This is a genomic window from Sphingobacterium puteale (assembly GCF_003627955.1).
Taxonomy (GTDB): domain Bacteria; phylum Bacteroidota; class Bacteroidia; order Sphingobacteriales; family Sphingobacteriaceae; genus Sphingobacterium; species Sphingobacterium puteale.
Genome location: NZ_RBWS01000009.1, coordinates 63,957 through 77,943 on the forward strand (window position 1 = coordinate 63,957; position 13,987 = coordinate 77,943).

Annotated in this window: 8 protein-coding genes; 6 read left to right on the forward strand and 2 right to left on the reverse strand. The window is 42.1% G+C overall.

What is annotated here, in order from left to right; all coding sequences use genetic code 11:
• Positions 1–565 precede the first annotated feature (565 nt).
• The 4 genes from D7322_RS12885 to D7322_RS12900 all read left to right on the forward strand — a co-directional run bounded on the left by D7322_RS12885 (position 566) and on the right by D7322_RS12900 (position 7,662).
• Positions 566–2,230 (forward strand): tetratricopeptide repeat protein, encoded by a 1,665-nt coding sequence (locus tag D7322_RS12885; protein ID WP_121124603.1) that lies wholly within the window; start codon positions 566–568, stop codon positions 2,228–2,230.
• A gap of 205 nt (positions 2,231–2,435) precedes the next feature.
• A complete protein-coding gene (locus D7322_RS12890) occupies positions 2,436–5,219 on the forward strand; it encodes a TonB-dependent receptor (RefSeq protein ID WP_121124604.1) in 2,784 nt (927 codons plus the stop codon).
• Between the two features lie 90 nt (positions 5,220–5,309).
• Positions 5,310–6,572 carry a right-handed parallel beta-helix repeat-containing protein gene (locus tag D7322_RS12895; RefSeq protein ID WP_121124605.1) on the forward strand — a complete coding sequence of 421 codons (1,263 nt, stop codon included), beginning with the start codon at positions 5,310–5,312 and terminating at the stop codon, positions 6,570–6,572.
• Positions 6,573–6,585: 13 nt separating this feature from the next.
• On the forward strand, positions 6,586–7,662 hold the full coding sequence (locus D7322_RS12900) for a phytase (RefSeq protein WP_121124606.1): 1,077 nt from the start codon (positions 6,586–6,588) through the stop codon (positions 7,660–7,662).
• 156 nt (positions 7,663–7,818) lie between these two features.
• On the opposite strand, the gene D7322_RS12905 is transcribed toward D7322_RS12900, so the two are convergent.
• Complete coding sequence (locus D7322_RS12905; RefSeq protein ID WP_121124607.1) at positions 7,819–9,870, reverse strand: PAS domain-containing sensor histidine kinase; 2,052 nt, start codon at positions 9,868–9,870, stop codon at positions 7,819–7,821.
• 326 nt (positions 9,871–10,196) lie between these two features.
• Here D7322_RS12905 and D7322_RS12910 point away from each other — a divergent pair, with 326 nt between their 5' ends.
• Positions 10,197–10,859, forward strand: a complete 663-nt coding sequence (locus D7322_RS12910) for a response regulator transcription factor (protein ID WP_121124608.1) — start codon at positions 10,197–10,199, stop codon at positions 10,857–10,859.
• Positions 10,860–10,898: 39 nt separating this feature from the next.
• Here D7322_RS12910 and lgt read toward each other — a convergent pair whose 3' ends face one another.
• Positions 10,899–11,711 (reverse strand): prolipoprotein diacylglyceryl transferase, encoded by an 813-nt coding sequence (gene lgt, locus D7322_RS12915; protein WP_121124609.1) that lies wholly within the window; start codon positions 11,709–11,711, stop codon positions 10,899–10,901.
• A gap of 341 nt (positions 11,712–12,052) precedes the next feature.
• On the opposite strand from lgt, the gene D7322_RS12920 reads away from it, so the two are divergent.
• Positions 12,053–13,981 carry a sensor histidine kinase gene (locus D7322_RS12920; RefSeq protein ID WP_183078691.1) on the forward strand — a complete coding sequence of 643 codons (1,929 nt, stop codon included), beginning with the start codon at positions 12,053–12,055 and terminating at the stop codon, positions 13,979–13,981.
• The last annotated feature ends 6 nt before the right edge of the window (positions 13,982–13,987 follow it).

Below are 13,987 nucleotides of genomic sequence, written 5' to 3' on the forward strand. Positions count from 1 at the left end.
GCGATCGATCGCTTAAGCTAGCTGCTAGGTTAGCTGTATTTTAACTGCAATTAAGCAAGAGGTTCTGTTGCGCCAGCTTTAATGTGTAATAAATCAATAGGTGCCAAGAGGTGTTCGATGCTAAGATCGGACACCCCTTATTTTTCTGTTTTCACGGTGGCCTCCTGATTGGAGCCAGGGCAAAGTTCCATCTCAACCAGTTCGTCCCTACTTTTATTAGACCCTTTTTCGTTTATGGTAGAGTCTTCGTTGCTAGCAAGGTATGTCCAACATGAACCATTGAAGGCTGTTTCTTTGCTTATTCTTTGGTATTATACCAAAGAATAAGCAAAGAAACAGCAAACCAAGTCCCTAGAAGGCCCGAAGGAGGTACGAAGAAAAGGCCTAAAAACGGTAAAGAATAGGTAAAGAAACGGTAAAGAATAGGCAAAGAAACAACAAAGAATAGGTAAAGAATAAGCAGAAGAATACCAAAGAAAAAGTATGCTTTGTCTTATCCTGAGGTCGCGATGTAGCTTGTCCTTTGCACCATATTAAGTTTAATCGGATTTAATATTTTCTTAACATGTTTCCACTTAAATTTGCTGGGCAATTATTTACTGCAAAAATGAGGATCTCTAATAACATTATATTTTCTGTTGTCTTTCTGGGGCAACTGCTTTTGTCCCAATTGGCTACGGCGCAAGTAGATTCATTTAAGGAAATCCGGATATTGAGTCAAAATTATCCAGATTCAGCGATAACGTTAGTGAAAAAACAATATGCAAAAGCCGTTAATGACCGTGATTTAATGCTTCAGGGAAATTGTTTACAGGCGATCGGCTGGTTGTGTGTCAATCAGGGGCATTACGCTCAGGCACAGGATTATTATTTCCAGGCGGACCGTATCTACACGCAGATCAATGCAAAACAATCATTGGCATCCAACTGGACAGATATTGGCGAACTCAATATTTTCAATAAACAGCATCATGTCGCGAAAGAATATTTTAACAAAGCCTTGCACGCATTCAAAGGTGAAAATGACCGAAATGGTGAAGCTTCAGTCTTAGGGAATATCGGGCATCTTTTTGAAAAGGAGGGCCATTACGATTCGGCTTTTGTCTATCAAAAGCAGGCTTTGGCGATCTATCGTGAACAGACGAACCGCAACGGTGAGGCCACGATTCATGAAAATCTGGGCAGCATCTATGAGGATCTGGGTAAATATGACAGTGCCTATGCGCATTTTGAAAAAGCGAGAAATTTGTATCAGCAAACCAAGGACAATTATGGCAAGATTGTGGTCATCAATAACATGGGGGATATCTTTCGAAAAACTAATAAATATCCTGAAAGTATTCAATTGACCCAACTTGCTTTTCGTTTAGCTGAAAACCTTGGCGACGTCTATCAGATGGCCTCAACGACAAAAGACCTCAGTAAAACATACGCTTTAAGTGGGCAGATGGATAGTGCTTATTTCTACGCAGAACGGAGCCGAAAACTGGTGCTGGAACTTTACAGCGTGGACGGGGCCCGTCATACGGCTTTTTTTCAGGCCCTGTATGATATGAACCAAAAGGCGGAGGAAATAGAGGAATTGCAGACCAACAAACGGATGAATTCCATCTTGCTATTGGGTACGATACTCGTATTGATCCTATTAAGCATACTTTCCTACGTACTCTATAGCCGGCAAAAAATAAAGATCAAAACTCAGATTGCCGAATCACGAAAGCAGGAAGCGGAGCGCGAATTAGCTGAAATAGCGCTCAAAAACCAACTGTTGGAAGATAAGCAACTTAAACAGGAGCTGACCCTGAAAGAAAAAGAACTGACATCACATACACTTAACCTCATCCGTAGCAATCAATTTCTGGAGGAGCTGCGGGACGAGTTAAAAGCACTGGTCAAAGATGATCGAAGAGATCAGAAAAAACCTATGCAACGTATGGTTCAACAAATCAGTGAGCACATTACGCAGGGCATTCATTGGAAAGAATTTATGGGCACATTTGAGCGTGTGCATCATAGTTTCTTTGAAAAATTGATCAAGCTGTTTCCCGATCTGACGGCCGCCGATATGCGCCTGATCGCATTGCTGAAAATCAATCTTAACAATACCGATATCGCAATCCTTCTGGGGATCTCCCAGGATAGCCTTCGGGTGGCCAGACACCGCTTAAGGAAAAAACTAAAATTGGAACAGAGCGAGGATCTCGCTGGGTATCTGTTCCGTATTTCATAATTTCTTAACATAAGGGTAACTGAACTTTAATGGCGTTTATTTTTTTAGTAAGTGTCTTTATTCCAGCTGTTTGTTGTCTGTTGTTTCCCTCTCGTCTAGCCTAGCTTTTGGCGTGTTTCTTTCTTGTAACGCCAAAGATTTTGTGAATCTGTTGCAGGCTTTCATATTTGTGGCAACAATCAAAGATTCATAATAATCTATTAAAATGAAAAATGTTTTAACGGTATTGCTTGCCTCCAGTATTTCGATCAGCGCCGCTTATGCGACCAAGATCAAGGGGAAAGTTCTGGATGGACAAACAGGAGAAGCCATTGTCGGTGCTACGGTGTTCCTCGAACAAAGTGGTCTGTCAACCAAGACACAACTGGATGGTTCATTTGAATTCAAAGGACTATCTACAGGTATGGATAAAGTACATATCCGACATGTGGCTTATGCGGAACTCGTCAGGGAGATTGAGATAAAAAAAGAAAATACCCCTCACTTTACGTTTCAGCTTACCTCGAGCGAGCAGACCTTAATGGAGGTGACGATCAAAGGACAGCGCAACGGAGGTGATGATGACCCAAGCGCCCGCCGACTGGAAAAAAATGCTTCACAGATCATGAATGTGGTATCGGCCAGGGCAATTGAGATCTCACCGGATATTACGGTGGCAAACGTTGTGCAACGTGTTTCGGGCGTTTCAATCGAACGCAATTCAAATGGCGAGGGACAGTATGCGATTCTAAGGGGAATGGACAAACGCTATAACACGACCTTGGTTAATGGCGTGAAAGTACCCAGTCCGGACAATAAATACCGCTACGTACCTTTGGATCTATTTCCTTCCGATATGTTGGAACGGTTGGAAGTCTACAAATCGCTGACACCAAATATGGAGGCAGATGCCATCGGTGGTGTCGTGAATATGGTGATGAAATCCGCACCACGTAAACTGTTTTTTCAGGCCAATCTGGCCTCAGGTTACAGTCAGCGGTATTTTAACCGCGATTTTGGCAGCTTCTCCAGTAGTGCTGTGCCGTCAAAGTCGCCCTATGAACTGCATGGAAAAAATTACAATGCCACCGCCGCTGATTTTGATAAGGGCACATTGGACTATAGGTATAAGAGACCGACACCAGATCTTATTGGTAATTTGACAGTTGGAAACCGTTACCTAAATGATAAGTTGGGGGTAATATTGGGACTGAGCTATCAAAATCTTTACCGTGGCAGTCATTCTATTTTTTACAAATCTTCGGTCAATAACACCAATCCGAATGCGATCATCACCGAAAAGAGTGATCGGCAATATGATGAGCAGCAGCAGCGTCTGGGTGTACACAACAAGATAGACTACCGATTCAATGCCAATCATCGGCTGAGTTTTTACCAGATGTATGTGAACCTGAATAATCTGCAATTGCGGGATGCGGTCAATACAATTTATAATGGACAGTATGATCCAAGTATCGGCAAGTCTGAACTGACTTATGTGACCCGGACCAGAAAGACCGAGCAGCAGATCTACAATGGTAACCTACAGGGAGATCATCATTTTTTGGATAACCGCCTGAATTTCCGCTGGTCCGGCGTGCTGTCATCTGCTCGTAATGAACTGCCGCAGAATACGACAATTAGTTTGGATGGTATCGAAGAGAATTTTCAACGCAGACGGACTTCGTTGGTCAATAGGTCTCCGGTGACCTATCGCTGGGAGCGGAATACGGACGATGACCGTGCCGGATATTGGGATCTTGCGTATAAGGTGCCGTTGGCTGCAAACAAACTGGAACTGTCGACCGGTGGCTTATATCGTGACAAACAACGGAGCAGTTTCTATAACAATTACAATCTGTCTCCAATTGCCGGTGAAGCGAAGTACCAGTATGGGGTGGATTTTCAGGACTATACGGATTTGAATCTCACGGTTAGCAATCCGACGGGTGCCGTGCGGAATCCGTTGACCTACGATGCCAGCGAGAAAACCACCGCTGCTTACGGGATGTTCAACTACGAGAATGACAAAATTCAAATGATCGGTGGTATACGGATGGAGCACACTAATCAGGGTTATAAATTGTTGTTTCCGGATGGTGAAGAAAGGCCGGAGGGTTCCCGGGCCTATACCGAATGGTTGCCTAGTTTGACCATGAAATATCACCTGGATAGTAAGCAACAGCTTCATGGGGCATATTATCGTGCTTTAAACCGTCCGGGGTTCTATGAGGTGGTGCCGTCGCGGGTATTAAATGAAGAATTCTGGGAACGCGGAAATGCAGATTTGAAACATGCACTAGCGGATAATTTTGACTTACGTTATGAGTTATTTCCGGAGCCTTCATCGCAATTTCTTGCCGGACTATTCTATAAGAGGATTAAAAATCCGATCGAATATACCTTTCAGCCCGATGAAATTCGGGGGCAGGATGTGTACTATATGCCGGGTAATTTTGGAACGGCTAACAATTTTGGTGTAGAGCTGGACTTTATTAAATATATCCAAAAATTCGGTGTTAAAGCCAATTATACGTATACCCATTCACGGATCACCACACCGAAAAAATCACGGGTAATTAACGAGGTCACAGAGGATCTGGATCCGATCTTGGTAAATCAGACACGGCCTCTTCATGGACAGGCAGCTCATATTGCCAATCTATCTTTGCTTTATAAGGATGCAAACAAGGGTTGGGAGGGGCAGTTGGCCGGATCTTATACTGGCTCGCGGATCAATTCGGTATCGGAATTTTTAAACGCCGATTTATGGCAGAAAGAATTTATCCAGCTGGATGCTTCAGTGGAAAAGAAATTCAAAGCGGGCTGGGCAGTTTTTGCCAAAGCGAATAATTTGTTAAACACGCCCATGGAACTTTATGTAAAGGGGACAAATCCCGAAAATGATAAGATCGCCGAGAAAATAGTGGAAGGTGGCAACACACTTATCCGGAAGGATTTATACGGTCAGAACTATATTCTTGGTTTACGTTATTCTTTTAAGAAATAAGCGCCTGTGCGAACTTTTTACGAGAAATAATCCCATTGATTTTAAACAAATAACGTCCCATCTGAATGATGGCGGAGAAAATATTTAGCGATGAAAAATAATTTTATAATACTGCTCATGTCCCTTACGATGGTATGGTTGACATCTTGTGAGAAAGCAAATAGCGATGTGGATACCTCCGATGCCAATGGTAGTGCGATCGGTGAGGTAGCAGGCATATGGAGCAAAGGCACCGTGCAGCGTATCACGGGGGATATCATTATTCCCGAAGGAAAGTCGCTGACCATTGAAGAAGGTGTAACGGTGCTGATGGATCCGACGAATAAGCCTGAGATAGTTGTACTGGGCAACCTGTATGTGCTGGGTACAGCTGAGAGCCCCGTGAAATTTACGGTGGAGGATTCTTATAAAACCAAAGAAAATGAATTTGGAAAACTTTGGGGCGGTATTTTGGCGGCGCCAAGCTGTAAAGAACTGATTTTGGATAATACGTATTTAGAATATGGTGGTGCGGTTACGTCGGATGCATCGACTTCGGTGAAGATGAGGCTGTACAAACAGAAAGCAGGGGAAGCGCTGCCTGCTTTGTGGTTTTCCAATGTGGAAGGAAAATTGATTGTTCAAAATAGTACGATCAGTCATTTTTATGAAGACTGTACTTATATTGAAGGGGGCAAGATTATCTTCGCCAATAACCGGTTCTTTTCGAATGGGGTAACTGGGGGCGAGGCGATGAACTTTAAATCGGGTTCTCTTGCAGACGTGGCTTTCAATTTGATCTACAGTGTTAATACCAATGCGCTGAAGCTGTCCAATTCCGGGGACCGCACGCCTCAAGCGCATATCTTCGTTTATAACAACACCATGCTTAATACCGGTTGGCGTAGACCAACAGCCAAAGGAGGATCCGTCTGGCTAGAAGCTTCGGTAAAAGCAGAGATCCATAACAACATTTTTGCCAATACGCGCTTTGGCGTTAAACGTGATGCCAAAAATCCGGAAGATAGTCGTTCGGTTTTGAGCAACAATTGGTATTATGGCTATGATCAATTGACGGTGGACCAATTTCAGGTCGGAAAGAATGATATCGTAGGCGGCACCAATGATGTCAGAGGTAAAGCCGCTGGCGAGAACAATCCTAAATTTACAGCCTACCCCTTAGAGACTTCGGTCAATAATTATGTATTTGATGCAGCCTGGGATTTCCATCTACAAGGCAATTCACCGGCATTAAAAGCAGGTACATCTGCTTTTAAGCCTCATTTTAGCGATGGCTTGGTGCTATCCAATGGTTTATCGTATAGCTCGCCAAAGCCCGCGACTTATGTCGGTGCTTTTGGTACTAAATTTTAATTAACGCAATAGCATGACAACTTTAAAAACAACACTATTTTTTTGTCTGGCAGCCTCAATATTCCTGCAGGTCGCCTGTAATAACCCACAGTCCAGTACTTTCGCAACGGATACGATCAAACCGGCCATAGTTACTGAAGCAGTACGATATGATTCCGATGATCCTGCGGTCTGGATCAATAAGACCGATCCCGGCAAAAGTCTGGTCGTTGCTACGGACAAAGATGCGGATGGTGCCTTGTTTGTGTACGATTTACAGGGTAAAATTGTCAAGGATAAGGTAGTTTCTAATCTGAAACGTCCTAATAATGTGGATATCGCTTATGGTTTGATGTTGGATGGAAAACCGGTAGATATTGCTGTTACGACCGAACGTATGACCCATAAGTTACGGATATTCTCGTTGCCGGATATGAAACCAATCGACGGGGGAGGATTGGATATGTTTGTAGGTGAGACCGAACCGGAATTCAGGGATCTGATGGGTATTGCACTTTACACATCGCCGAAAGGTGAAATCTATGCGATTGTGGGTCGGAAAAACGGACCTAAAGAAGGGTATTTAGGCCAGTATTTATTGGAAGATAATGGTACAGGCGCCGTGAAAGCGACCTTAGTCCGTAAGTTTGGCTCATTTAGTGGGAAAAAAGAAATTGAAGCCATCGCTGTGGACAATGAACTAGGCTATATCTACTATTCGGACGAGCAGGTGGGGGTGAAGCAATATTATGCTGATCCTGCGAAGGGAAATCAGCAGTTGGCTCTTTTTGCAACCGAAAGTTTTAAAGAAGATCATGAAGGTATTTCCATTTATAAACTGACAGATAGTACCGGCTATATATTGGTCTCTGATCAAGGAGCAAACCGCTTTCAGATTTTTAGCCGTGAGGGAACAAAGGCGAACCCATTTGAACATATCCATTTGAAGACAGTGCCTGTTATGGCGACGCAAAGTGATGGGTCGGAGGTTGTGTCTTCCCGTCTGAATAATACCTTTCAACACGGTTTATTTGTGACCATGAGCGATGATAAAACGTTCCATTATTACCGTTGGGAGGATATTGCAGGAAAGGACCTGAAAATGAAATAATCTTTCGGAAAATTGACAATCCATAAATGGCAACAGCTGTACATTCATTTTACAGCTGTTGTCTTTGTTTTATATGCTGACCGAAAGAACCAGGTTAGTCGCAGCGTACTGTTTTCCCTCCGGGGCAAGCTTTCATCAATCCTGCTTAGCCGCACTTTATATGCTTGTTACAGGGGCTGCCTGGGAATGGATTGGAATTTTAAACCAGAAAGTTGATCCTTCAGCCAGTTTGCTGTCCACACCAATTTTGCCTTGATGTTTTTGGATGATTTCCCGACAGATAAAGAGTCCGATCCCGAATCCGGAAGCGTAGCTATCCGTTGAATCATTCACCCGATAAAACTTATTGAAAATTTGTTTTTGGTGCTTGTCACCGATACCCCGACCCTGATCGCTGACCTTAACACTGAAATACGCGTGATCCACAGCAATATCCATTATAATCGTAGAATTGGTTGGAGAGTATTTAATGGCATTGTCCATAAAATTGATGATAACCTGTTCGATCTTATCCCTATCAGCCACGATTTCCACGCTTGAATCGGTCGCTCCGGTATAACGAATAAAATGCTTGACAGATTTTAGTGAATAGATGCTTTGAATGTAATTTATCAACGTACAGATCTGAAATGTATTTTTGTGAAGCAATAACTTGCCCTCATTAAGCTGAGATACATTCAGAAAACCATCAATGAGCCCGCGCATACGTATGGCTTGCTCGTTTGACCGGTGAAGATATTGTAGGCGCTTTTCTGAACTAAGCGTCTGCTCCTTCGCAAGCAGTAATTGGATATATGCAATCAAAGAGGTCAGCGGTGTTTTGAGCTCATGGCTTGCGATACTGATGAAATCCAGCTTTTTTCGTTCCTCTTCTTTGTCGTTTGTTGTATCGAATATAGCACCATAGACAATCAGCCGGTTCGAATCTGCTGCTAATTGCCCACCGCCAACAGAGCGGAGCCATTTTACTTTCCCTGTTTTTTTATCTTCTATTTCACATTGACAGTCAAAAGGCAATTGTTTGGAAACTACCTCCTGAAAGATATGGCTTATTTTATCCCGATACTGTGGCAAGATCTGTGCGAAAAAATCGACTTCCTGTATTTCCTGCTGACCGTCAAAGCCGAAGAGTTCACGACATTGATCATTAAGTTCCATTTTCCGCGATTCTAGATCGATGGAGAAGATACCAATCCCAGCAGCTTCGACGATCATTCTAAACTCCTGGTCTTTTTGTGTAATTAGGGTATTAATGGCCTCTAATTTTTCGCGCTCAGCATGCTGCTGTGTAATATCCAGGGTCGTTCCGGCAAACCATTCCGGTTGCTGGTTGGAATCAAAATACATTTTTCCTTTGCAGTGGAGCCAGCGCAATTTTTGATCTTCGGCCCCAATGGTACGGAACTGCACATCGTATACCCCTTTATTCTGGTCATTTAATGATTTTTTGACTTCTTGATCTATCTTGGTCCTGTCATCGGGATGTATATAGCGTAATACCTCCGTGTAAGGAGCGGTTTCACCATGGACAAAACCAAATAGTTCACGTGTACGCTCATCCCAATGCACGATGTAACTCTTGCAATTTAAGTTCCAGGTGCCCATTTCGGCAGATTGCAAGGCGAAATGATAATGTTCTTCGCTTTCGATGATCTTTTTCAGGGCGTCTCTCAGCTTTAGATTTAAATTTTTAGCGTCCCTGTCCTGTAATGGGTATTTGCTTAAGCTTGTTATGGCTTGGACATTGCCGCCAAGGCTATATTTTGGTGTCAATAAGTCTTCCAGGAGTTGCTGTTCAATATTATTTTTCTCCGCTACCTGCGGCGCCGCCGGAATAGGATCGGGTAGGAGTGCTATTGCGTGATATAGTCCATAGATTTCTCCGTCGGCAGAGATCAATGGCTGATAATTCATCCTACAATTGTATATGCCGGGCTCTCCTGCGAGGTTAAGTTTGATGGTCGCGTGTTCTTCAACCGGACTTTTGGGCTTAGACCATACCTGTTTTAATTTGGAGACACATTCAAGTAATTCCTGCTGTTGAAGGGAGTCTTCCAGGCGTTGTCCAACGGCACTTTCATCGCAATTCCACAGCTGTAACATCTTCGCACTTGCATAGGATATATGGAGATCCGGGCTGTCGTAGATTGCACAGGCTCCCAATGAAGAATGGAGTACAGATAAAATATCTTTGTCGGAACGGATCATAAAGTGTCAAAAAAATTAAATGCCGTTTAGTTTAAAACAAATATTGTTCCCTTTCCGTGTTCTTTCTATACTTTCTTTGAATTTTAAGTCAAATGTAGTATTTTTTTTAGATCAGAGATCCAATAGAATATGTGGATGAAGTCGTTTGAATGGATGGAATTTTGTATCTTTATTCGGTTTGTACCGGTTTGGAAAGAACAAGGAGGGGGAGCCGGGGGTACAAGTTGTTTTCTGATCTTTCCAAGGTAAAAAATGCAGCTGAACTCCATGGTGGCATACTGTTCGGATAAAAAAGAAATGATATTTTTATTAAATACTGTAAATGAATGAGTAAGGTTAAGATACTGTTGGTTGAAGATCACATGGTCGTACGTAATGGTATTAAATTGTTATTGGAGTCTCAAGAGGGGTTTGTTGTCGTGGGTGAGGCATCGAATGGTGATGAAGCACTGCAACTTCTTACTGCGGAGTTGCTGCCGGATATTATCTTAACGGATATCAGCATGGATCATATGGACGGTATGGAACTGCTGCGGATCATCAAGTCAACATATCCGTCCATTAAGGTGGTCATTCTCTCGATGTTAAACCAGATTCATTATGTTATCGAAGGTTTTGGACTTGGCCTTTCGGGGTATCTGCTTAAAAATGTGGATTATAACGAGCTTCTTTTTGGCCTGAATCATGTGGCCAATGGGGGGAGATATGTCAGTGAAGAAATCAGTATGGCACTGCTGGATCAGGTAACTTCCGGTGAGAATTATACGGATTTATCAAACCGTTCGTTATCGGACTTTGATATCAGTGAGCGTGAACTGGAGGTGCTGAAATTAATTGCTGACGGTTTCACAAATGTTGAGATTGCCGACAAAATCTTTTTGAGCAAACGCACAATAGAAGGACACCGGCAGAGTTTGATTGAAAAAATGAACGTAAAAAATACTGCGGAACTGGTTAAAGTCGCATTCCAGTCCGGCATCTTAAAATAACGCCGTTCATGCCTGCTTGTCTCCGGGCTAATTTTTGTTTTATGACAGCTGCGGTGATTTTCGCTTACTGTTGATGACAAATAGGGCCAATCCGATCAGAACAAATGGTATGCTAAGGAGCTGTCCCATATTTATGAACAATGAACTCTCAAAATCTTCCTGATTGATTTTTAGGAATTCATCCATAAACCGAAAAGAAAATAATAGGATCAGCAAGAGTGCAAAGCAGTTTCCGATGTTGTTTAGGATTGGTTTTGTCTGGAGGTAGTTTAACAATAGGAATAACAATAGACAAAATAAGGCTTCGTAGAGCTGTGCGGGATGCCTTGGGATTGGGTCAATAGCCGTGAAGACAAAAGCCCAGGGGAGCTTTGTCGGAGTACCGATGATTTCAGAATTCATCAGATTCCCCAGACGGATACAGGCGCCAGTAATAGGAACAACCAGTGCAATTCGGTCGGCTACCCATAGGAAAGAAAGTTTCTTCTTCTTGGCGAAAAAGAAAATAGCGACCAAAATACCAATTCCACCGCCGTGACTGGCCAGACCACCTTCCCATATGGCAAAGATCTTTAAGGGGTTGCTGAAATAATACGAGGGGTCATAAAATAAGACATGACCCAGGCGTGCCCCTATCACTGTTCCCAAGACAATATATATACTCAACTGATCCAGAAACTCAACCTGCCGGCCTTCTTTTTTTAATAGATTCCATAATACCCTGTAAGATAAAACTATTCCCAGTAGCCAGAATAATCCGTACCAACGTACAGGGTGATTGATGATCGGTATGGTGAAGATATCACTGCTGACATCCCACGTGATGAAATTTAATACGGTACTGCTTGTCATCAGGGCTATATGTTTTGAGTTTAGGTGATGAGTATGCGCTGACGTCTTTTTGTTACAGAAAATTATTGAAATAAATTCCGCAACTAGGCTATTTATCCAGAAAGCAGGCTATTCATGACGAATATTGATGCGGAGGATACGCTTATTAATTCGCCTGATTTACTATCTTTCGATCCAGTATGTTTGTTTGTATATAGGAGTTATACTTAAATATCAGGAAAGTTAAATATTTTTGAATTCAGATCTATTGTTTTGTTGGGAATATTCCGATATTCGGTTACTTGTTGGCGGAGCAATGCGAGCCTTTCGAAAAGAACAAAAGTAAATTAATAAAGATGTTGATGAAGAACTACGGAACTGGAGCGTTTTACTGTCTTATGGCACTTTTACTGCTCGTCCAGCTCTTTTCTTGTCATCAGAATAAAAGCCGTGATCCGAATAGGAATACCGTAATACCCAACGATTCACTTGAATTGAGTTATGAAAATGTGCTGTTGGCCTATCTTTCGACACAAGATTTCAAAAGTGCCGCTGTCGTAAAAAAGAAGAGAAATGAACTGCTTAAAGATGGCTATTTTGAGCATTCTCCTTACTATTCTATTCTATTGGCCTACGAATATTTATTGGATGACAATATAGATTCTGTTGAAATTGCCTTAAAAAATCTGGAAGGACAAAAGTTGTCTCCGGATTTAGCGGTTTTAAAAGACTATCTGGGGATTCGTGCCAATTTCAGTTTTCATGATGTGACGAGTGGAACGATGGTGGCACAGATTATTGATGCAAAGGAGTATGCCCTGGCACATGAAAGTGTATTTACTTTTCTGTTCTATAATCTATTGGCCAATGCTGAATATCGTCAGGCAAACTACCGGCAGGCACTGAAAGATGTCGAATCCTGGTATCATTATCATCCCAATAAGACGGATCCGCATGTCTCTGAGGCCTATCAGGAGATGAAATTTATGCAATATATGGCCTTGCATGATTTTGAGAAACTAAAAGGTACTTTGGACAGTTGCCGGCATTATGCCAATGCAACAAAGGACTCGGCCATTATCATGCGCATGTACGATTTACAGGCACAGTATTATTTTAGTATCAATAACAATCCGAAAGCGGTAGAAGCATCCCGAACATATTTCAGCTATCTACAAGCCTCCAATACACTTAATCCTTATGTATATGCGAATCTGGGCAAGAACTTCCTGAACAATAATCAGGTGGATTCGGCCATATTTTATTTTAATGCCGGTCTCCGATTTATCAAAAAGCATAAGATAAAGCATAATAAGATGTTTTATTATAAAAATCTGCAATTAGCTTATGCATTAAAGGGAGATTATGAACGGGCATATTTTGCACTGGATTCAACATTTCAAGATTATAAACAGAGTACGCAGCGGATTGAAGCCGAGAAAATCAACGATATCAATACAAAATATCAGACAGAGAAAAAAGATCAGGCGATTACGTTGCTACGAACCACTAATGCCTTCAACCATAAGATCCTGATGCAGCAACGCTGGATATTTGTGATTCTATTGGCCCTGGTATTCACTATTGCATTTTTTATCTATTTCAGAAACAAACAGAGATTACTACAAAATATCAACCAGCGTATTCTTGCGGAGAATAGACAGCTTATTCTGGAACAAAAAACCAGACAGAACCAACTTAATCCACATTTTATATACAATGCCATTGCCAATCTACAGGGTTTGATCAGCAGCGATCAGAAAGCTAAGGCCAATCAATATCTGCTCTTATTGTCCCGTCAGATTCGCGATATCCTTGAATTAAACAGAGAAGAATACATTTCGTTGGGCCAGGAAATTAAATCATTAAATAATTACATACTTTTACAGCAGATGCGCTATCAGGATGTATTTGACTTTCAAATCAATACAGGTGATCTGGATCTGGATGATGTCATGATTCCACCAATGATCATACAGCCATTTGTGGAAAACGCCATTGAACATGCGTTTAAGAACTTGCCCTATATGGGGCAATTGACAATTGATTTTCATGCAGATGAAAATCAATTGCATGTCAGCATCTGTGACAATGGCTGGGGAATGCAGGTCCATAAAGAACAGGTTCCGCACAAGACATCCTTATCGCAAATCATTACAAAAGAGCGACTGGAGCTGTTGTTTGCAGATGCAGATCCGAAAGCGCGGATTGAAATAACGCCAAATTATACCGATGATCAGCGTGGTTATAAAGTCGAAATTTATATTCCACTTGTTTTGTATTTTAACTAAAAAAAA

Coding starts and splice junctions, on each gene's coding strand:
- D7322_RS12885 (WP_121124603.1), top strand. CDS start 566: ATGTTTCCACTTAAATTTGCTGGGCAATTATTTACTGCAAAAATGAGG.
- D7322_RS12890 (WP_121124604.1), top strand. CDS start 2,436: ATGAAAAATGTTTTAACGGTATTGCTTGCCTCCAGTATTTCGATCAGC.
- D7322_RS12895 (WP_121124605.1), top strand. CDS start 5,310: ATGAAAAATAATTTTATAATACTGCTCATGTCCCTTACGATGGTATGG.
- D7322_RS12900 (WP_121124606.1), top strand. CDS start 6,586: ATGACAACTTTAAAAACAACACTATTTTTTTGTCTGGCAGCCTCAATA.
- D7322_RS12905 (WP_121124607.1), bottom strand. CDS start 9,870: ATGATCCGTTCCGACAAAGATATTTTATCTGTACTCCATTCTTCATTG.
- D7322_RS12910 (WP_121124608.1), top strand. CDS start 10,197: ATGAGTAAGGTTAAGATACTGTTGGTTGAAGATCACATGGTCGTACGT.
- lgt (WP_121124609.1), bottom strand. CDS start 11,711: ATGACAAGCAGTACCGTATTAAATTTCATCACGTGGGATGTCAGCAGT.
- D7322_RS12920 (WP_183078691.1), top strand. CDS start 12,053: ATGAAGAACTACGGAACTGGAGCGTTTTACTGTCTTATGGCACTTTTA.